Origin of the sequence: Streptomyces sp. SID3212 (assembly GCF_009865405.1) — a bacterium.
GTDB lineage: Bacteria > Actinomycetota > Actinomycetes > Streptomycetales > Streptomycetaceae > Streptomyces.
The window spans coordinates 1-18,849 of the sequence record NZ_WWJY01000265.1; the positions used below are offsets into that span (position 1 = coordinate 1).

The following is an 18,849-nucleotide window of genomic DNA, read 5'->3' on the forward strand; positions in this document are numbered from 1 at the left end:
CTCCCGCGTCGGCACCGGCCCCGGCCGCCGCCGCGCCGCCGCTCCTCTTCGCCTCCTGCACGGTTATCCCCAGCTCTCCTGATCGGGTTGACAAACGCGAGTGGGCGCTCGCATTCTTGGATCAATGCGAGCGACGACTCGTATTTGCCATTCTATGGCGCTGTCCGACCCTTACTTTGGGTCACGGTGAAGGGGACACCGCACCATGTCCGATGTCAACAGCGAGCCGCGCCGCGGCGGCTGGACCAGGATCGTCACGGCGCGTCCGCGCCTGACCCTGCTGCTGGCCCTGGTCGTCACGGCGCTGGCCGTGGTCGCCGGGAGCGGGGTCGGCGACCGGCTGGCGAGCGGCGGCTGGCAGGACCCGAACGCCGAGTCGAGCTACGCGACGAAGGCGCTGGAGCGGGAGTTCCCCGCCTCCCAGCCGAATCTGCTCCTGCTCGTCGACAGCGGGACCCGGAGCGTCGACGACCCCGCGGTCGCCGCGGAGGCCAGGAAGCTCACGGACCGGCTGGCGGCCGAACGGGGCATCACGGGAGTCGGGTCGTACTGGCAGGAGGGCGCGCCCGCGCTGCGTGCCAAGGACGGGCGGCAGGCGCTGGTCGCGGCCCGGATCGAGGGCGACGAGAAGACGGCCGCCGACGTGCTGGACCGGATAGCGCCCTCGTACGAGGGGGCGCGGGGGCTTCTGACGGTCTCGCTCGGCGGGCCCGTGGCCGTGCAGCACGAGATGCAGACCCTGATCCAGGAGGACCTGCTGCGGGCCGAGCTGATCGCCCTGCCGGTCACGCTGGTGCTGCTGGTGATGGTGTTCGGCAGCGCCGTCGCCGCACTGCTGCCGCTGGGCCTCGGCATCGTCGCCATCCTGGGGACGAACGCGGTGCTGCGCGGGATCACGGAGCTGACGGACGTCTCGGTCTTCGCGCAGAACCTGACCACGGCGCTGGGCCTCGGACTGGCGGTCGACTACGCGCTGTTCGTCGTGCGCCGGTTCCGCGAGGAGCTGGCGGCGGGGGCGGAGGTGCGGGAGGCCGTGGGCACCACGATGCGTACGGCGGGGCGGACGGTGCTGTTCTCCGCGCTGACCGTGGCGGCCTCGCTGGCGGCGCTGCTCGTCTTCCCCCAGTTCTTCCTGCGGTCCTTCGCCTACGCGGGAATCGCGGTGGTGCTGCTGGCGGCCGTCGCGGCGCTCGTCCTGCTGCCGGCCACGCTGATGCTGCTGGGACACCGGGTGAACGCGCTGGATCTGCGGAAGCTGCTGCGCCGTCGCGGACGCGGGCCCGCCACGGTCCCTGCGGGTTCGGATCCGGTGGGTGCGGTCTCTGCGGGTACGGCCCCTGTGGGTACGGCTCCGGCGGCTGGGGAGCCCGTGGCCGCCGCGCAGACGGCGGCGGCCGAGGAGGCGTCCGGATGGGGGCGTACGGCGGCGCTGGTGATGCGGCGGGCCCCGCTCTTCGCGGTGGCCACCACCGCCGGCCTTGTCCTGCTCGGACTGCCCTTCCTGGGCGTCACGTTCGGGTCCTCCGACTACCGTCAGCTGCCGACGAGCGCCGAGACCCGGGTGGTCCAGGAGGAGATGGGGCGTGGCTTCCCGGCCGGGCCCAGCGGCGCGCTGTACGTGGTGGCGGAGGGGGCCGCCACGCCGTCCGCGTACACCGACTTCCGCGACCGGGCGGCTGCCCTGCCAGGGGTGCTGCGGGTCGACGGCCCGGTGACCTCGGGCACGCACGCGTACTTCACCGTCAGTTCCCGGGGGGAGGCGATCGGGGAGACCGCCCAGCACCTCGTCACCGCTCTCCGTGCCGTGCCGGCGCCGTTCGACACCTCGGTGACCGGTCCGGCCGCCACGCTGGTCGACTCCAAGGGTGCGACAGCGGACCAGCTTCCCTGGGCGCTGGCCGTCATCGTGGTGGTGACCTTGGTGCTGGTCTTCCTCCTCACCGGCAGTGTGCTGATCCCGGTCCAGGCGGTGGTGCTCAACGCGCTGAGCCTGACGGCGATGTTCGGCGCGGTGGTCTGGGTCTTCCAGGACGGCCATCTCTCGGGACTGCTCGGCTTCACCCCGACCGGGGACATCGACACGACCCTGCCGGTCCTGATGTTCTGCATCGCCTTCGGACTCTCCATGGACTACGGGGTGTTCCTGCTCTCCCGGATCAAGGAGGAGTACGACCGGAGCGGCGACCACGACCGGGCGGTGGCCTTCGGCCTGCGGCGCACCGGCGGGCTGATCACCGCGGCGGCCGTGATCCTCGCGGTGGTGATGGTGGCCATAGGCACCTCGCGGGTCACCAACACGAAGATGCTGGGCCTCGGGATAGCCCTCGCCGTGATCATGGACGCGATGGTGGTGCGCAGCCTCCTCGTCCCCGCGGTGATGAAGCTGACGGGCACGGCGACCTGGTGGGCACCGGGGCCGCTGCGCCGCTTCCACGACCGGTTCGGCCTGAGTGAGGGCGAGGGTGCGGGGGAGCCGGTGGCGGACACGCCGGACGGCGGGCAGCCGCCTGTACGGGAACGGGACACGGCGGGCGTATGAGACCCGGCCGGGCCCCGTACCGAAGTGCGGTACGGGGCCCGGCCGGGTCATCGCCCCCTTCGTCCGTGTTGTCGGCCCGTCAGGTCCGGCGCGCCGGGATCATCTGGACCCTCTGTTGCCGGGCCGGTTGGCCACCCAGGTGCGGACGGTGTCCGCGTACCAGTAGGGCTTGCCGTTCTCCACATGGTCGGGCGGCGGGAGCAGCCCGTGTTTCCGGTACGAGCGGACGGTGTCCGGCTGCACCCGGATGTGCGCCGCGATCTCCTTGTACGACCAGAGTCCTTTGTCCGTCATCAGTGGCACCTCCTTGCGTCCGCCGCAGGGGCGGCCTGTGGGGCCGTCGGGGGAGCTGCGGCAAAGACGCTGGCGATCACTCAGCCTGTGCCCGATGAACGACGGAGAGTGATGGGGAGACTGGGTCTGTCGCCCCCCTGTGACGGAAGACCCGCGTAATGGAGATATGTGTGACAGAAAGGGGATTCTTGTGACACATACGGCACATGATCGCCCGAGAGGTCATGGGCGACCGGAGGTGCTTCGGTGGCGCCGGTCTCAGACCCCGCAGCTGCGCAGGAAGCGGCGGGTACGGGTGGCGATGGGGAAGGGCTTGTCCGGCGGGCAGGGGTACATGTCCTGCTCGACGATCGCGAAGAGGTCCACGTCCAGCCGCTGCGCCGCCGCCAGCACCGGCTCCAGCGCGGGAACGCCGGCCGGCGGCTCGCACATGACGCCCCGCCCGACGGCCGGTCCGAACGGCACCTCGTGTGCCACGACCTCGGCGAGGATCTCCGGGTCGACCTGCTTGAGGTGCAGGTAGCCGATGCGTTCGCCGTACGTCTCGATCAGCTTGACGCTGTCGCCGCCGCAGTAGGCGTAGTGCCCGGTGTCCAGGCAGAGCGAGACCAGTTCCGGGTCGGTGGAGTCCAGGAAGCGGTTGACGTTCTCCTCGGTGTCGACGTGGGTGTCGGCGTGCGGGTGGACGACGATCCGCAGGCCGTAACGGTCCCGCACCTCGCGGCCAAGGCGTTCGGTCTGCGTCGTCAGGTCGCGCCACTGCGCCGGGGTGAGGGTCCGGTCCTCCAGCACCTCACCGGTCTTGTCGTCGCGCCAGAAGGCGGGGATGACCACCAGATGGTCGGCGCCCATCGCCCGGGTGAGCGCCGCGATGTCCGAAACATGCTCCCAGGTCTTGTCCCAGACCGAGGGGCCGTGGTGCAGCCCGGTGAAGACCGTCCCGGCCGAGACCTTCAGCCCGCGCTTCGCGGTCTCCTCGCCCAACCGGTCGGGATCGGTGGGCAGATAGCCGTACGGGCCGAGCTCGATCCACTCGTAGCCGGCCTCGGACACCTCGTCGAGGAAACGCCGCCAGGGCACCTGTCGCGGGTCGTCGGGAAACCACACCCCCCACGAATCGGGGGCCGACCCGACGCGGATGCGGTTCAGTGGGGGTACGGATGAAGTCATAACGGTCAGCTTTCCGGCCATTCGGAAAGAGTGTCAAGCCTTCGTCCGAATGTCAGGACAAAACATTGACAGGGCGCGGGGCGGAGCACTACACCTGGGGTGGCCGAGACCGGAGGACACATATGCCCGAGCCGTACGAGCCGTACGACGTCATCACCATGGGGCGGATCGGGGTAGACCTCTATCCCCTCAGGACCGGGGTCCCGCTGGCCCAGGTCGACACGTTCGGGAAGTTCCTGGGCGGCTCCGCGACCAACGTGGCCGTCGCCTCCGCGCGCCTGGGCCGCCGTACCGCCGTCATCACCCGCACCGGCCGGGACGCCTTCGGGGACTATCTCCACCAGGCCCTCGGGGAGTTCGCGGTGGACGACCGCTGGGTGACACCGGTCGACCGGTACCCGACCCCGGTCACCTTCTGCGAGATCTTCCCCCCGGACCACTTCCCGCTCTACTTCTACCGCGAGCCCAAGGCCCCCGACCTGGAGATCCACCCGCACGAACTGGACCTGGACGCCATCAGGTCCGCCCGGATCTTCTGGATGACCGGCACCGGCCTCTGCGCGGAGCCCAGCCGCTCCGCCACCCTCGCGGCGCTGGAGGCACGTGACCGGAGCGGGATCACCGTCTTCGACCTGGACTGGCGGCCGATGTTCTGGCCCGAGGGCGGGGAGCCGGACCAGGACCGGAACGAAGACGCGGAGCCGGGCCCGGGACAGGCCGCCGCCGCCCGCGAGGTGTACGCGCGGGCGCTGCGGCACGCCACCGTCGCCGTCGGCAACCTGGACGAGTGCGAGGTGGCCGTCGGGGAGCGGGAGCCGTACGCCGCCGCCCGCGCGCTGCTCGCCGCCGGTGTCGAGCTGGCCGTCGTCAAACAGGGCCCCAAGGGCGTCCTCGCCGTCCACCGCGACGGCGCCACCGCCGAAGTACCCCCCGTCCCCGTCGATGTCGTCAACGGACTCGGTGCCGGCGACGCGTTCGGCGGCGCCCTCTGCCACGGCCTGCTGGCCGGCTGGGATCTGGAGCACACCATGAGATACGCGAACGCCGCGGGCGCGATCGTCGCCGGCCGCCTCGCCTGTTCCTCCGCCATGCCGTACGACGGCGAGGTCACCCAGGTCCTCGCCGGCGGACCGATGCCCACCGAGCCCGAGCGGACCACCTCATGAGCCGCGTCGACGTGTCGGACCTGGTCCGGCTCCGCACCCACCGCCCCGAAGCCGTCGCCGAGGCCGCCGCCCGCCGGGTCAGGCGCCCCCTGATCCGCTCCACGGGCCGGCTGATGATCATCGCCGCCGACCACCCCGCCCGGGGCGCCCTCGCCGTCGGTGACCGCCGCCTGGCCATGGCCAACCGCGCCGACCTGCTGGAGCGGCTCTGCCTGGCCCTCTCCCGCCCCGGCGTGGACGGCGTCCTGGCCACCGCCGACATCCTGGACGACCTGCTGCTCCTCGGCGCCCTGGAGGACCGGGTCGTCATCGGCTCGATGAACCGCGGCGGCCTCGCCGGCGCCGCCTTCGAACTGGACGACCGCTTCACCGGACACCGCCCCGAGGACCTGGCCCGCTCCGGCTTCGACGCCGGCAAACTGCTGCTCCGTATCGACTACCAGGACAGCGCGTCGGTCGATACCCTCCACTCCGCCGCCCGCGCCGTCGACGCGATGGCCGAGCGCCGGCTCCCCGTCTTCGTCGAGCCATTCATCTGCCGCCGCGAGAACGGCCGGCTCCGCACGGACCTGTCCGCCGAGGCGGTGACGCGCTCGATAGCCATCGCCTCGGGACTCGGCGGTACCTCCGCGTACACCTGGCTGAAGCTTCCCGTTACCCAGGACCCGGACGATATGGCCCGGGTGATGGAGACCTCGACGCTCCCGGCGGTCCTGCTGGGCGGTGAGATCGGCGACGACCAGGAGGGCGCGTACGAGAAGTGGCGCAAGGCGCTGCAACTGCCCACCGTGCAGGGCCTGGTGGTGGGCCGCTCGCTGCTCTATCCGGTCGACGGGGACGTGGCCGCGGCGGTCGACACCGCCGTCGGACTGCTCTAGGAGGGTACGGACACCCCATGACGAACCATCACGACCGGTCGTCCGGCCGCCACGTGCGGGCGGGCGGTTCGGCACGCGGCCCCTACGCCCTGGACATCGACCCCGAGCGGGCCGGCTGGGCCCACAGCGCCCTGCGTGTCCTGGAGTTGCCCCCGGGCGGTTCCCACACGCTCGCCACGGGGGACAGTGAATGGATCGTGCTTCCGCTCACCGGCGGTTGTACGGTGCACACGGAGGGCGAGTTTTTTGAACTGCTGGGCAGGGAAAGCGTGTTCGGCGGGGTCACCGACTTCGCGTACGTACCGCGCGATGCCCATGCGCAGATCGCCTCCGGTGCGGGAGGCCGCTTCGCCCTGGCAGGAGCGAAGTGCGAGCGACGACTCCCCGCTCGCTACGGCCCCGCGCCGGAGGTTCCGGTCGAGCTGCGCGGCGCGGGCACCTGCTCGCGCCAGGTCAACAACTTCGCCGCCGCCGGCGTCTTCGAATGCGACCGGCTCATCGCGGTCGAGGTGCTCACACCGGGCGGCAACTGGTCGTCCTACCCGCCGCACAAGCACGACGAGCACACCCCCGGCGTCGAGTCCGAGCTGGAGGAGATCTACTACTTCGAGATCGACCCGGGGGGTGAGGGCAGGACCGACGGCCTCGGCTACCACCGGGTCTCGCCCTCCCGCCCCGGCGGTACGGACGTCCTCGCCGAGGTCCGTACGGGCGACACCGTCCTCATCCCCGACGGCTGGCACGGCCCGTCCATCGCCGCGCCCGGCCGGGACATGTACTACCTCAACGTGATGGCGGGACCGGGGGAGTCGCGGGAGTGGCTGATCCGGGACCACCCCGACCACGGCTGGATCCGCGACACCTGGCCGGACCAACCCGTGGACCCGCGCCTGCCGTTGTACGAGGCCACCGCCGCGCCGAGTACCGACCCCCGCGCCACCACCGCCGGGGACCGAGCCGAGGAGGACCCCCGATGAGCACGCGCCGTCTCACCGTCGCCCAAGCGCTGATCACGTTCCTCGCCCGCCAGTACAGCGAGCGGGACGGCCACCGCCAGCGCCTGATCCCCGCGACCTGGGGCATCTTCGGGCACGGCAACGTGGCGGGTATCGGCCAAGCCCTTGTCGAGTCCGCCGGGGACATGAGGTACTTGCAGGGACGAAACGAACAGGCCATGGTGCACGCCGCGGTGGGGTACGCCCGCCAGAGCAACCGCCTCTCCGCGCACGCCGTGACCACCTCCATCGGCCCCGGCGCCACCAACCTCGTCACCGGCGCCGCCCTCGCCACCATCAACCGCCTGCCCGTGTTGCTGCTCCCCGGCGACACCTTCGCCACCCGTCCCGCCGACCCCGTCCTCCAGCAGCTCGAAGCCCCCTCCTCGGGCGACGTCACCGTCAACGACGCCCTGCGGCCCGTCTCCCGCTACTTCGACCGTGTCAGCCGCCCCGAGGCGCTGATCCCGGCCGCGCTCGCCGCGATGCGCGTCCTCAGCGACCCGGCCGAGACCGGCGCGGTCACGCTCGCGCTGCCGCAGGACGTACAGGCGGAGGCGTTCGACTGGCCGGAGGAGTTCTTCGCCGAGCGCGTCTGGCGCGTGCGCCGCCAGGCGCCCGATCCGTACGAACTGGCCGAGGCGGTCAGGCTCGTACGGGAAGCGCGCCGTCCGCTGCTCGTCGCGGGCGGCGGGGTCCACCACAGCCGCGCGGAGGACGCCCTGGCGGCGTTCGCCGACGCGACCGGGGTGCCCGTCGCCTCCACCCAGGCGGGCAAGGGCTCCCTGCGCTTCGACCACCCCAGCGACGTCGGCGGCATCGGCCACACCGGGACCGCCACCGCCGACGAACTGGCCAGGACCGCCGACCTGGTGATCGGGGTCGGTACGCGCTGGTCGGACTTCTCGACGGCGTCCGCCACCCTGTTCGCTCACCCCGGCGTCCGCTTCCTCAACATCAACGTCACCGGCTTCGACGCCCACAAGCTGGCCGCCGATCCCCTGGTGGCGGATGCCCGTACGGCACTGGAAGGGCTGACCGCAGGCCTCGACGGCCACCGGGTCGACCCCGCCTACGCCGTGGAGTACGGGGAGGACAAGGAGCGGTGGGAACAGCGCGTCGACGCCGCCCTGTCCGCAGACGAGGAGCTGACCCGGCCCACCCAGGCCCAGGTCCTCGGCGCGCTGGACGCGCTGGTGACGGACGAGGACATCGTCATCAACGCGGCCGGTTCGCTCCCCGGTGACCTGCACAAGCTGTGGCGGGCCCGCTCCCGCGACCAGTACCACGTGGAGTACGGCTACTCGTGCATGGGATACGAGATCCCGGCGGCCATCGGCGTCCAGCTCGCCGCGCCGGGCCGGCCCGTCTGGGCACTGGTCGGGGACGGTACGTACCTGATGAACCCGACCGAGATCGTCACGGCCGTGCAGGAGCGGCTGCCCCTCAAGGTCGTCCTGGTCCAGAACCACGGATACGCCTCGATCGGCGGTCTGTCCGAGTCGGTCGGCGCGGAGCGGTTCGGTACGGCGTACCGCTTCCGGGCCGCGGACGACACGTTCACCGGCGCCCCGCTCCCCGTCGATCTCGCCGCCAACGCGGCCTCGCTCGGGATGCGGGTGATCCGCGCCAAGACCGTACGTGACCTGCGCGAAGCACTCGCGGAGGCACGCGCGGCCGAGGGCCCCACATGTGTCTACGTGGAGACCGAAACCGCAGACACAGTGTCGGGCGTGCCGGCGGCCCAGGCATGGTGGGATGTTCCCGTGGCGGAGACCGCGACCCGCGCGGCGGCGGTCAAGGCCCGTGAGGAGTACGACCGGCACACCCGGGCCCGGCGCCGCCACCTGTGAGCACGGTCCGTCGCCGCGATCGGTGAGTGCGATCTGTGAGCGCGTCCTGTGACCGCGATTTCTGAGGGAGTAACGCAATGAAGACCGTCCACCACTGGATCGGTGGCAAGACCGTCGAGGGCGCCTCGGGCAACTGGGGCCCCGTCACGGACCCGGCGACCGGAGCCGTCACCACCCAGGTCGCACTCGCCTCCGCCGAGGAGGTGGACGCCGCGGTCGCCGACGCGAAGGCCGCGTACGCGACGTGGGGCACGTCGTCGCTCTCCCAGCGGACGGGCATCCTCTTCCGCTACCGCGCCCTCCTCGACGCCCACCGCGACGACCTCGCCGCGCTGATCACCGCCGAACACGGCAAGGTGCACTCCGACGCGCTCGGCGAGGTCGCGCGCGGGCTGGAGATCGTGGAGCTGGCCTGCGGGATCACCACGCAGCTCAAGGGCGAGCTGTCCACGCAGGTCTCCAGCCGGGTCGACGTCTCCTCGATCCGTCAGTCGCTCGGTGTGGTCGCGGGCATCACGCCCTTCAACTTCCCGGCGATGGTGCCGATGTGGATGTTCCCGCTGGCCGTCGCCTGCGGCAACACCTTCGTCCTCAAGCCCAGCGAGAAGGACCCGTCCGCCGCGAACCTCCTCGCGGAGCTGGCCTCGGAGGCCGGGCTGCCCGACGGGGTGCTGAACGTGGTGCACGGCGACCGGGTCGCGGTGGAGGCGCTGTTGGCGCACCCGGACATCGCGGCCGTCTCCTTCGTGGGGTCCACGCCGATCGCCCGGCACATCCACACGACGGCCTCCGCCAACCACAAGCGGGTCCAGGCCCTCGGCGGCGCCAAGAACCACATGCTGGTCCTGCCGGACGCCGACCTGGACGCGGCGGCGGACGCGGCGGTCTCTGCGGCGTACGGCTCCGCCGGTGAGCGCTGCATGGCGATCTCGGCGGTCGTGGCGGTCGGCGCGATCGGTGACGAGCTGGTCGACAAGATCCGCGAGCGCGCCGAGAAGATCGTCATCGGCCCCGGCAACGACCCCGCCTCCGAGATGGGCCCGCTGATCACCAAGGCCCACCGCGACAAGGTCGCCTCGTACGTCACCGGTGCGGCGGCCCAGGGCGCGGAGGTCGTCCTGGACGGTACGGGACACACCGTCGAGGGCTTCGAGGACGGCCACTGGATCGGCCTGTCCCTCCTCGACAAGGTCTCCGCCGACTCCGACGCGTACCGCGACGAGATCTTCGGCCCGGTGCTGGTCGTGCTGCGTACGGAGACGTACGAGGAGGGCATCGCCCTGATCAACGCGTCGCCGTTCGGCAACGGCACGGCGATCTTCACCCGCGACGGCGGCGCCGCCCGCCGCTTCCAGCTGGAGGTCGAGGCCGGCATGGTCGGCGTGAACGTACCGATCCCGGTGCCGGTGGGTTACCACTCCTTCGGTGGCTGGAAGGACTCCCTCTTCGGCGACCACCACATCTACGGCAACGACGGCGTGCACTTCTACACACGCGGCAAGGTCGTCACCACCCGCTGGCCGGACCCGTCCGAGGCCCCGGCGGGCGTGGACCTGGGCTTCCCCCGCAACCACTGACACGGCCCCCCCCGCCGGCGCCGTTCAGCCACCCGGCGGGGGTACCAGCTCGGCCCACACCATCTTCCCCGGCCCGAGCCGGTCACTGACCCCCCACGCGTCGGCCAGCGCCGCGACCAGCACGAGCCCGCGCCCGTCGGTGGCGTCGAGATCCTGCGTACGCTGCTCGGGCTTGTCGGAGGACGCGTCGTGGACCTCGATCCGGAGGCCTCCCGGCGTGCCGAAGAACCGGGTCTCGATCTCCCGCCCCGGCGAAACCCGCGCGTGCCGCGCCGCGTTGGTGAGCAGCTCCGAGAGAACGAGCAGCGCGGAGTCCTCCAAGGACGACAGCCCCCACCCCAGGAGCGCCTTCCGCAGTTCCAGCCGCGCCAGCCCCACACATCGCGGATGCCGGCTCCACCGCATGACGACGGTGCCGTTCGGGTCGAGAGCCATCTGGCCGCCACCTCCAAGTCCGTTGCTGAATGTGATGATTCGCTCACAGCCTGGAGCTTGACTCGCTACGCTTCTAGGTGATTTCGCCTGACAGCACGCGTTTCAAGTGAGGAGCTGGTCCCATGCCGGAGGCACGGAAGTCGCTGACACTCAGGGAGAAGTACGGCGAAGAACTGCGACTCCGCCGCCTTGCCGCGGGCCTGACGCAGGAGGCGCTGAGCGAGGTGGTGGTGTGCTCGCCCACACTGATCAGCCACTTCGAGGCGGGCCGCCGCTTACCCAACCCGGAGGACGCGAGGCGCCTGGACCAGGCGCTGGGGACGGACGGGTATTTCTTGCGGTGGCTGGGGGACCTGGACCTCAAGTTCGTCAACTACTTCGCGGAGGCCGCGGAGTTGGAGCGATACGCCACGGAGATCCGGCAGTACGGACTCACGCTCATCCCGGGCCTTCTCCAGACGGAGGCGTATGCGCGCGAGGTGTTCCGCGCCTACCTGCCGAATCACTGGGACACCGACATTGACCAGCATGTTGTCAACCGCATGGAACGAGCTCAGATCCTTACTGCCCCATCGGGGCCCGTAGTGTGGACCCTCCTGGACGAGGCAGTGCTCCGGCGGGAAGTCGGTGGCGCGCAGGCAATGGCTCAACAGCTCCACAAGATCGCGGACTTGGCCGAAGCGGGGCGGCTGCGATATCACGTCTTGCCGTTCCGAGGCGGAGCGCATGCGCTGATGGAGAGTCTGCTCACGTTGCTCAGCTTCAAGGACACTGCGCCTGTTGCCTACGTCGAAGGGCTGTACACAGGGAACTTGATGGATGATCCGGCCCTGGTGAGCAAGTGTCAGGCCGCCTACGATATGGCTCTGGGAGAGGCGTTGTCGCAGGTGGAGTCGCTTGCCCTGACCAGGGCCGTAGCAAAGGAATACGAGCATGATCGGCAATGAGCGCTGGCGGAAGTCGAGCTACAGCGGTGGCGGCGGAGGCGAGTGCCTGGAGGTCGCCGACGGGTACGCCAACGTCCCTGTCCGCGATTCCAAGAACCCCCACGGCCCCGCTCTCGCTTTCCCGGCTCCGGCCTGGGCCTCCTTCGTGGCCGCGCTCAAGGGTGGGGAACTGTCGTAGTCGCTTGCCTTGACCAGGGCCGTAGCAGAGGGGGCACAAACGTGACCGGCAGTGAGTGCTGGCGGAAGTCCAGCTACAGCGGCGGCGGTAACGGCGACTGTTTGGAGGTCGCGGACGGGTACGCGCACGTTCCAGTGCGCGATTCCAAGGCGCCCCAGGGCCCTAGGCTCGCTTTTCCGGCCCCGGTGTGGGCCCTTTTTGTTGTCGCCCTCAAGGGTGGGGAACTGTCGTAGTCGCTCGCCCTGACCAGGGCCGTAGCAGAGGAGTACGAACATGATCAGCAGTGAGCGCTGGCGGAAGTCCAGCTACAGCGGCCCCAGCAATGGCGACTGCCTGGAGGTCGCGGACGGATACGCGCACGTCCCTGTCCGCGATTCCAAGAACCCCCACGGCCCCGCTCTGGCTTTCCCGGCTCCGGCGTGGGCCTCCTTCGTTGCCGCCCTCAAGGGTGGGGAACTGGCCTAGCCCGACCACGTCGTCACCGCGCCGCCCATGAGACGGTGGACGGCATGGGGGCGGCATCGGGGGATCAGGCTGTGCGGGACTTTCTGGCCGGGATCCGTGTTGGTGACCTCTGTAGTGGGACCGTCGGAGAGATCACGCGTTCGGACGGGCTGACGGTGGTCCTGGATGGATTCGCCGCGCGCCCGCTGGGGAGCGTCCGGCCGGGGGACATCTCCTGGCGCTGGGATGTGGCTACAGCCGTGAACGTCGGCGGGCGGATCACCGGTGAGGTGACGGCCGTCGACCTGGATGCCGGACGGGTCCGGCTGGCGATGACCGCCACCGAGAACCCGGAACTCTGGGCGTTCCTGACCACGCGTCAGCGCGGGGAGATCCTTACCGGCACCGTCGCCGCGATCGAGCGCTTCGGCGTGTTCGTTTCGCTGGACGACGGGCCCGACCACCCCGTCTTCCCCGGCGTCGGCTTCATCACGATCCCCGAACTGTCCTGGTGGCGCGTGGAAGCCGTATCGGGCATCGTTCGGGTCGGACATCAAGTCTCCTGTGAATTCCTCCAGTTCGACGACTGGAACGGAGAGGCGAGGCTGTCCTTGAAAGCGATGCTGCCGGATCCCTTCGCGGCTTTCGCCGAAGCGACCCCGGTGGGCCGCAGATTGCGCGGGCAGGTCACCAAGGTGGTCCCGTTCGGCGTCTTCGTCCGGGTCGCCGACGGCATCGAGGGACTGGTCCATCTTCGGGATCTCCCCCGGCCGCTCGCGGAAACAACGGAGCAGGCGCTCCAGGTCGGTGAGGACGTCACGGTCGTCGTCACCGAAATCGACCTACCACGGCGCAGGCTGACCCTGCGTGATCTGTGGTCGCACAAGGGCGGGGAACTGTGACGGCAATCCCGACGCGCCAGATCCGCGCGCTGCACACCGCTGAGACGATCACCGTCTACCAGGCGTACCCGCCGGCCATCGGCCTGCCCGCCGCGCGGGACGGGCGGTTTCCCGACGTGTGGAAGCGGGACCGGATGACGTGGATCAAGCCCTCGTTCCTCTGGATGATGTACCGCTGCGGGTGGGGGCTCAAGGAGGGGCAGGAGACCGTTCTCGCCGTGGAGATCTCGCGGGACGGGTTCGACTGGGCATTGCGGCACGCGTGTCTGTCGCACTACACCCGGGGTGTGCACGCCGATCAGGCCTCCTGGAAGCGGGAGTTGAAGCGGGCGCCCGCTCGCGTGCAGTGGGATCCGGAGCGGGACCTGCGGCTGTCCGCGCTGCCGTACCGCTCGCTCCAGCTCGGGCTCTCGGGGGACGCCGCCCGGAAGTACGCCGACGAGTGGACCGTGGCCGTCACCGACGTGACCCCGCTCGCACACCGGGTGCACGAACACGTGCGTGCGGGGGAACTGGACGCCGCCGCCTCGCTGTTGCCGGCGGAGACTCCGTACCCGTACGAGAGATCCGTTGCCGCGGAGCTTCTTTTGTCGTGACGGCGCATCGCGGATAATATTCTTCACGCCCCATTCCGCGTGGCAGAGAAACGAAACTTCCGGCACGGTTCGTAGTGTCGTCTGAAATTCGTAGGTATGGCTGTGACCTGCTTTGTTTCTTCAAACGGGTGCTGCATTCGCGTTTGGTTTTACTATTCCTTGAGTCTCTGGAACATTTGAGATCAGAACGTCGGCCGACTCGCGGCCGATTTCTTTACCGAGGAGCGCGCATGCAGTACGGAACCGATTTACGAGCCGCTGTCGAAGCGCCGGGGACCACGCCCCTCATCGGGATCTACGACATGTATTCGGCCTCCATCGCGGCCCAGCACTACGACGGATTCTTCGTCTCCGGATTCGGCTTCGCCGCCTCGCACTACGGGCTGCCCGACATCGGATTCATCGCCTGGCCCGACATGGTGGAGTTCACCGAGCGGCTGCGTCTCGCCTTCCCCACGCACCATCTGCTCGTCGACATCGACGACGGGTACGTGGACCCCGAGGTGGCCTGCCACGTGGTGCAACGCCTGGAGCGGGCCGGGGCGTCGGGAGTGATCCTGGAGGATCAGAAGAGACCACGGAGGTGCGGGCACGCCGACGGCAAGCAGATCCTGCCGCTGGAGGAGTACCTGGAGAAGCTCGACCTCGTGCTGAAGAGCAGGCGGGACCTGCTCGTCGTCGCGCGTACCGACGCCACCGAGGAATCCGAGATCATCCGCCGCGCCGCCGCCCTCGCCGAGACGGACGCGGACGTCGTCCTGGTCGACGGCGTACGCAGCGTCGAATGGATCAGCCGTATTCGCGAAGTCGTCGGCTCGAAGCCTCTCCTGTTCAACCAGATCGCGGGTGGGAAGTCGCCCCGCCTTTCGCTGACCGAACTCACGGATCTCCACGTCGACGTGGCCATTTACAGCACCCCGTGCCTTTTCGCCGCGCACAGTGCGATCGACAGCGCGCTGCTCGAACTGAAAGCGGCCGACGGGCGACTGCCCGCCATGGCGCACACCGGCGCCGTCGGGGTCAAGGCGGCCACCGAACTGCTGGAGAAGAACATCAGCAGGCACCACGAACACCGCGCACCGGTCCCGGCCCAGTGAATCAATTACGCTCCACCGGGCTTTTTGTCGTGGCGGCCGCGAGCCTGCTGTACGGCGCGGCCGCCGCGCACGCCACCGACGACACACTGCCCCGTCCCGTCGCGCAGGCCCTCGACGACGGCGACGACGACGGTGACGAGTCGGAGGACCGGGCGCGCCCCGCCCAGACCATCGGGCTGGTGGTGGTCGACAACTCGTCCCGGGACTCGATCCTGGAGATCGACCGGACCTTCAACACCCTGCTCCACAGCAAGGGCACGGCGGGCAGCGACCACGACGGGGGCGGCGGCGCCATCGACGTGGAATCGCGTGAGGTGTCAGGACCCGACGCGGTCGCGGTCGGGCATCCGCCCTGGCAGGGCGAGGGCAGTGAGTGAGAGTGAGTGAGATGGAGACGACGCCCGTGGCCCCACCCCCGCGCCCCTCCTGGAAGCGACGCCTGCCCGGGGCGGTCGACCCGTACGTCATGGCACTCCTCGGTACGGTCGGGCTGGCGGTGCTCCTGCCCGCGACCGGCCGGGGCGCCACGCTCGCGGAGGGCACGGCGGACGTCGCCATCGCCCTGCTGTTCTTCCTCTACGGCGCCAGGCTCTCCACCCGCGAGGTGGTGGACGGTCTGCGGCAGTGGAAGCTCCACCTCACGGTCGGCGCCAGCACGTTCGTGCTCTTTCCTCTGCTGGGGCTGGCCGCGGGCTTCCTCGTTCCCCATCTGCTCACCGAGCGGCTCTACATCGGTCTGCTCTTCCTCTGTGTGGTCCCCTCGACCATCCAGTCGTCGATCACGCTGACCTCCACGGCGCGTGGCAACGTCCCGGCCGCCGTCTGCGCCGGCACGTACTCCAGTCTGTTCGGGATGATCGCCACCCCGCTGCTGGCGGCCTGGCTGGTCGGCTCCGACGTCGGGTTCTCGCACCACGGGCTGCTGTCCATCGGCAGCCAGCTGCTTCTGCCCTTCGTGGCGGGGCAGTTGGTACGCCGTTGGATCGGCGCGTTCATCGGGCGCCACAAGAAGTCGCTCGGCCTGCTGGACCGGGGAGTGATCCTCCTCGTGGTCTACACGGCGTTCAGCAGGGGCATGGCGCAAGGGATCTGGCACCAGGTGACCCCTGGCCGGCTGATCGCGCTGTCCTGTCTGACCGGACTCCTGCTGGCGGTGGCGCTCGCCACCACGTCGTTCGCCGCCCGGCGCCTCGGATTCAGCCGGGAGGACCGCGTCACCGTCGTGTTCTGCGGCTCCAACAAGAGCCTTGCGACGGGACTGCCCATGGCGGCGGTGCTGTTCGGGGGATCGGCCGGGCTCGTGATCCTGCCGCTGATGCTCTACCACCAACTCCAGCTCGCGGTCTGCTCGGTGATCGCGAACCGCTGGTCCCGCGTGTCGGAACCTTCCGACGGCACAGACACGGCCACAGCGACGGCCACAGCCGCGGACATTGGCACGGCTGCCGCTACTGGTGTCCCCGCTCCCGCACGGCACGTGGGTCCGACCGAATCACTGGAACGGGGTGCCCCGCCCACGGGAGCCTGACGAGTCCCGGGGCCGGGTACGCGCGGTTCGAAACGTCCGGCAGATCCCCGCGCGGGGGCGGCCAACTGATCGCCCCCGCGCGGGGAACGCCGTCCTGGAGGTTCCCGCGCCACATCACCAACTATTTTACTTGAATGTCACACAAAGCGGCGATATGCGGTGTATTGGTTGAAATATGTACATACGCCGCTCTTGAAACGGATACGCCCTATGGCAACTATGACCCGGCGCCCAGCGCCAGGACCGGTGGTGTCCGCCCGTTCTCCGCATCCCTCGTCGCCGGGGCTGCGCAGACTCCACGGCGCCGCCGTCGTGCGGATCGGATTCGGCCTACTCTGGGCCGCCGACGCCACGTTCAAGTGGCAGCCCGGCTTCATCCACGGGCAGACCATCAGCGCCGATCTGGGTGCGGCCTCGACCGTGCACACGCCCGTCATCCATCAGTGGCTCGATTTCTGGCACACCGTGGGCTCGGCCCACCCCATGCTGTTCGCCGTCGGCACCGCGATCGTGGAGAGCTTGATCGCGCTCGGTCTGATCTTCGGCGCGTTCAGCAACCTGGTCTTCGTGGGCAGCGCGGTCTTCTCCCTCGGGATCTGGTCGTCCGCCGAGGCCTTCGGTCTCCCCTGGAGTCCCGGGACGACCGACCCCGGTACCTCGATCGGCTATGTCTTCGCGTCGTTGGCGCTCTTCTACGCGTTCGCCGGCGCCACGTGGAGCCTTGATTCCAGAATCCGGCCGAAGCTCGGCCGCTTCCGCGCACTCAGCAGCCGGCTTCCCGCAGCCGCCGAGCCCACGGGCGCCGACGCCTGACCGCGACCCCGGAGGGCCCGCCCGATCGGCGGGCCCTCCGGGGCGGACGGCCGCGTCGGCTCAGAACAGCGAGTAGAGCAGCTTGTTCGGGGAGCCCGTGCCCGGGTTGATGACCTTGTTGTTCGTCGCGCCGGCCACCAGCGCGTCCCTGACCTGCTGCGGCGTTGCCGTCGGGTGCGTCGCCAGGTACAGCGCGCCCACCCCGGCGGTGTGCGGGGTGGCCATCGACGTACCGGAGATCGTGTTCGTGGCGGTGTCGCTGGTCCGCCAGGCCGACGTGATGCTCACGCCCGGCGCGAACAGGTCCAGGCACGTACCGAAGTTGGAGAACGACGCCCGCCGGTCGGTGCTGTCCGTCGCGCCGACGGTGATCGCCTCCGCGACCCGGGCCGGCGAGTAGTTGCACGCGTTCTGCGGAGTGCCGAGCGCGTTGCCGTTGCCCGCCGCGATGGCGTACGTGATGCCGCTGGCGATCGACCTGCGCACCGCGTTGTCGAGGACGGTGTCCGCGCCGCCGCCCAGGCTCATGTTGGCGATGGCGGGCTTCACGGCGTTGGCCGTCACCCAGTCGATGCCGGCGGCGACCCCGGCCGTCGTACCGGAACCCTGGCAGTTCAGGACCCGTACGGCGATGAGCTTGACGCCCTTCGCGACCCCGTACGTACCGCCGCCGACCGTCCCCGCGACGTGCGTGCCGTGGCCCTGGCAGTCCTGGCCGTTCTGGCCGCCGCCGACGGTGTCCGTACCGACCGACGCCCGGCCGCCGAACTCGGCGTGCGTGGTGCGGATCCCGGTGTCGATGATGTACGCGTTCACGTTCGACGCCGTCGTGTTGTACGTGTACGACGCCGACAGCGGCAGGTCGCGCTGGTCCACGCGGTCGAGGCCCCAGGTCGGGTTCGCCTGCGTGGCGTTGAGGCGGACGGTCGCGTTCTGCTCGACGTACGACACCCGGGGGTCGGCGGCCATCTTGCGCGCGGCGGCCGTGGACATCGTCGTGGAGAAGCCCTTGAGGGCGGTGCGGTAGACGTGCTGCGGGGTGGCGCCCAGATCGGCGGCGCTGGTGGAACCGTCCTTGAGGATGACGATCCAGCTGTTCTCGACGGCCGTGCCGGCGGCGGCGAGACGGACCTCGCCGGTGGGCGCGCTCTGTGCGGTGGGGGCCGCGGCGAACTGGAGACCGGCGGCGAGGGCGATCACGGGGATCAGCGCGCCGAGGCGGCGTACAGAGGATGGCATTGTCGTGCACCTGACCTTTCGTTGTCCGGATTGCGGGCAAGTACGGGGTGCGGGGTGCGGGTACGCACGTAGTGCGGTGCGCGGTGCGTGGCGTGCGGGTGCCGCAAGGTGCGTGGCGTACGGGATGGGGATGCGCGTCAGCGTCTCGCGTGACCCGGAGGTGCACAAGATGCCAATACCGGCCGACGCTTGCGCGCC

At 70.1% G+C, this 18,849-nt stretch carries 20 protein-coding genes; 16 read left to right on the top strand and 4 right to left on the bottom strand.

The genetic code is table 11. From position 1 onward, the window contains the following. The first annotated feature begins 205 nt into the window (after nt 1-205). The gene (locus tag GT042_RS07955; RefSeq protein ID WP_161307997.1) at nt 206-2,539 is read left to right on the top strand and encodes an MMPL family transporter; all 2,334 of its coding nucleotides are present in this window, start codon (nt 206-208) and stop codon (nt 2,537-2,539) included. A gap of 99 nt (nt 2,540-2,638) precedes the next feature. On the opposite strand, the gene GT042_RS07960 is transcribed toward GT042_RS07955, so the two are convergent. Both GT042_RS07960 and GT042_RS07965 read right to left on the bottom strand, forming a co-directional pair. Next, nucleotides 2,639-2,833, bottom strand: a complete 195-nt coding sequence (locus GT042_RS07960) for a MerR family transcriptional regulator (RefSeq protein ID WP_161307998.1) — start codon at nt 2,831-2,833, stop codon at nt 2,639-2,641. A 258-nt stretch (nt 2,834-3,091) separates the two neighbouring features. Further along, entirely contained in the window at nt 3,092-4,003 is a 912-nt protein-coding gene (locus GT042_RS07965) for a sugar phosphate isomerase/epimerase (RefSeq protein WP_161307999.1), read from the bottom strand. Between the two features lie 122 nt (nt 4,004-4,125). Between GT042_RS07965 and iolC the strand changes: the two genes are divergently transcribed. From iolC to GT042_RS07990, 5 genes are all read left to right on the top strand, one after another. After that, on the top strand, nt 4,126-5,169 hold the full coding sequence (gene iolC / locus GT042_RS07970) for a 5-dehydro-2-deoxygluconokinase (RefSeq protein WP_161308000.1): 1,044 nt from the start codon (nt 4,126-4,128) through the stop codon (nt 5,167-5,169). Further along, complete coding sequence (locus GT042_RS07975; RefSeq protein WP_161308001.1) at nt 5,166-6,047, top strand: deoxyribose-phosphate aldolase; 882 nt, start codon at nt 5,166-5,168, stop codon at nt 6,045-6,047. Before iolC ends, GT042_RS07975 begins: the two co-directional genes overlap by 4 nt. Before the next feature lie 17 nt (nt 6,048-6,064). Next, nucleotides 6,065-7,024, top strand: coding sequence for a 5-deoxy-glucuronate isomerase (gene iolB, locus GT042_RS07980; RefSeq protein ID WP_161308002.1), 960 nt, complete (start codon nt 6,065-6,067; stop codon nt 7,022-7,024). Next, the gene (gene iolD, locus GT042_RS07985) at nt 7,021-8,895 is read left to right on the top strand and encodes a 3D-(3,5/4)-trihydroxycyclohexane-1,2-dione acylhydrolase (decyclizing) (protein WP_161308003.1); all 1,875 of its coding nucleotides are present in this window, start codon (nt 7,021-7,023) and stop codon (nt 8,893-8,895) included. Before iolB ends, iolD begins: the two co-directional genes overlap by 4 nt. Nucleotides 8,896-8,972: 77 nt before the next feature. Then, on the top strand, nt 8,973-10,472 hold the full coding sequence (locus GT042_RS07990; RefSeq protein WP_161308004.1) for a CoA-acylating methylmalonate-semialdehyde dehydrogenase: 1,500 nt from the start codon (nt 8,973-8,975) through the stop codon (nt 10,470-10,472). 24 nt (nt 10,473-10,496) lie between these two features. Here the strand turns inward: GT042_RS07990 and GT042_RS07995 are convergent, their stop codons facing one another. Then, nucleotides 10,497-10,907, bottom strand: coding sequence for an ATP-binding protein (locus GT042_RS07995; RefSeq protein WP_161308005.1), 411 nt, complete (start codon nt 10,905-10,907; stop codon nt 10,497-10,499). A gap of 122 nt (nt 10,908-11,029) precedes the next feature. On the opposite strand from GT042_RS07995, the gene GT042_RS08000 reads away from it, so the two are divergent. The 10 genes from GT042_RS08000 (at nt 11,030) to GT042_RS08045 (ending at nt 17,412) form a co-directional block, all read left to right on the top strand. Then, nucleotides 11,030-11,854, top strand: a complete 825-nt coding sequence (locus GT042_RS08000) for a helix-turn-helix transcriptional regulator (RefSeq protein ID WP_161308006.1) — start codon at nt 11,030-11,032, stop codon at nt 11,852-11,854. After that, the gene (locus GT042_RS08005) at nt 11,841-12,032 is read left to right on the top strand and encodes a DUF397 domain-containing protein (protein WP_161308007.1); all 192 of its coding nucleotides are present in this window, start codon (nt 11,841-11,843) and stop codon (nt 12,030-12,032) included. The genes GT042_RS08000 and GT042_RS08005 overlap by 14 nt, the downstream gene beginning before the upstream one ends. Before the next feature lie 41 nt (nt 12,033-12,073). Continuing rightward, nucleotides 12,074-12,265, top strand: coding sequence for a DUF397 domain-containing protein (locus GT042_RS38835; protein ID WP_161308008.1), 192 nt, complete (start codon nt 12,074-12,076; stop codon nt 12,263-12,265). A 40-nt stretch (nt 12,266-12,305) separates the two neighbouring features. Beyond that, nucleotides 12,306-12,497, top strand: a complete 192-nt coding sequence (locus GT042_RS08015; protein WP_161308009.1) for a DUF397 domain-containing protein — start codon at nt 12,306-12,308, stop codon at nt 12,495-12,497. A 227-nt stretch (nt 12,498-12,724) separates the two neighbouring features. Then, nucleotides 12,725-13,378: a S1 RNA-binding domain-containing protein gene (locus tag GT042_RS08020; protein WP_345943711.1), complete on the top strand. Its 654-nt coding sequence runs from the start codon at nt 12,725-12,727 to the stop codon at nt 13,376-13,378. Beyond that, nucleotides 13,375-13,974, top strand: coding sequence for a DUF4291 domain-containing protein (locus GT042_RS08025; protein ID WP_161308011.1), 600 nt, complete (start codon nt 13,375-13,377; stop codon nt 13,972-13,974). The genes GT042_RS08020 and GT042_RS08025 overlap by 4 nt, the downstream gene beginning before the upstream one ends. Before the next feature lie 230 nt (nt 13,975-14,204). After that, nucleotides 14,205-15,071: an isocitrate lyase/PEP mutase family protein gene (locus GT042_RS08030; RefSeq protein ID WP_161308012.1), complete on the top strand. Its 867-nt coding sequence runs from the start codon at nt 14,205-14,207 to the stop codon at nt 15,069-15,071. Nucleotides 15,072-15,100: 29 nt separating this feature from the next. Continuing rightward, nucleotides 15,101-15,448 carry a hypothetical protein gene (locus GT042_RS08035; protein ID WP_345943712.1) on the top strand — a complete coding sequence of 116 codons (348 nt, stop codon included), beginning with the start codon at nt 15,101-15,103 and terminating at the stop codon, nt 15,446-15,448. An 11-nt stretch (nt 15,449-15,459) separates the two neighbouring features. Further along, nucleotides 15,460-16,599, top strand: a complete 1,140-nt coding sequence (locus GT042_RS08040) for a bile acid:sodium symporter family protein (RefSeq protein WP_161308013.1) — start codon at nt 15,460-15,462, stop codon at nt 16,597-16,599. Between the two features lie 249 nt (nt 16,600-16,848). Further along, nucleotides 16,849-17,412: a hypothetical protein gene (locus GT042_RS08045; protein ID WP_161308014.1), complete on the top strand. Its 564-nt coding sequence runs from the start codon at nt 16,849-16,851 to the stop codon at nt 17,410-17,412. Between the two features lie 60 nt (nt 17,413-17,472). Here GT042_RS08045 and GT042_RS08050 read toward each other — a convergent pair whose 3' ends face one another. Continuing rightward, on the bottom strand, nt 17,473-18,651 hold the full coding sequence (locus tag GT042_RS08050; protein WP_161308015.1) for a S8 family peptidase: 1,179 nt from the start codon (nt 18,649-18,651) through the stop codon (nt 17,473-17,475). Between the last annotated feature and the right edge of the window lie 198 nt (nt 18,652-18,849).

What these genes read in the sequence shown, in the direction of transcription:
- GT042_RS07955 (WP_161307997.1), top strand. Translation starts at nt 206, where the DNA reads ATGTCCGATGTCAACAGCGAGCCGCGCCGCGGCGGCTGGACCAGGATC.
- GT042_RS07960 (WP_161307998.1), bottom strand. Translation starts at nt 2,833, where the DNA reads ATGACGGACAAAGGACTCTGGTCGTACAAGGAGATCGCGGCGCACATC.
- GT042_RS07965 (WP_161307999.1), bottom strand. Translation starts at nt 4,003, where the DNA reads ATGACTTCATCCGTACCCCCACTGAACCGCATCCGCGTCGGGTCGGCC.
- iolC (WP_161308000.1), top strand. Translation starts at nt 4,126, where the DNA reads ATGCCCGAGCCGTACGAGCCGTACGACGTCATCACCATGGGGCGGATC.
- GT042_RS07975 (WP_161308001.1), top strand. Translation starts at nt 5,166, where the DNA reads ATGAGCCGCGTCGACGTGTCGGACCTGGTCCGGCTCCGCACCCACCGC.
- iolB (WP_161308002.1), top strand. Translation starts at nt 6,065, where the DNA reads ATGACGAACCATCACGACCGGTCGTCCGGCCGCCACGTGCGGGCGGGC.
- iolD (WP_161308003.1), top strand. Translation starts at nt 7,021, where the DNA reads ATGAGCACGCGCCGTCTCACCGTCGCCCAAGCGCTGATCACGTTCCTC.
- GT042_RS07990 (WP_161308004.1), top strand. Translation starts at nt 8,973, where the DNA reads ATGAAGACCGTCCACCACTGGATCGGTGGCAAGACCGTCGAGGGCGCC.
- GT042_RS07995 (WP_161308005.1), bottom strand. Translation starts at nt 10,907, where the DNA reads ATGGCTCTCGACCCGAACGGCACCGTCGTCATGCGGTGGAGCCGGCAT.
- GT042_RS08000 (WP_161308006.1), top strand. Translation starts at nt 11,030, where the DNA reads ATGCCGGAGGCACGGAAGTCGCTGACACTCAGGGAGAAGTACGGCGAA.
- GT042_RS08005 (WP_161308007.1), top strand. Translation starts at nt 11,841, where the DNA reads ATGATCGGCAATGAGCGCTGGCGGAAGTCGAGCTACAGCGGTGGCGGC.
- GT042_RS08015 (WP_161308009.1), top strand. Translation starts at nt 12,306, where the DNA reads ATGATCAGCAGTGAGCGCTGGCGGAAGTCCAGCTACAGCGGCCCCAGC.
- GT042_RS08030 (WP_161308012.1), top strand. Translation starts at nt 14,205, where the DNA reads ATGCAGTACGGAACCGATTTACGAGCCGCTGTCGAAGCGCCGGGGACC.
- GT042_RS08040 (WP_161308013.1), top strand. Translation starts at nt 15,460, where the DNA reads ATGGAGACGACGCCCGTGGCCCCACCCCCGCGCCCCTCCTGGAAGCGA.
- GT042_RS08050 (WP_161308015.1), bottom strand. Translation starts at nt 18,651, where the DNA reads ATGCCATCCTCTGTACGCCGCCTCGGCGCGCTGATCCCCGTGATCGCC.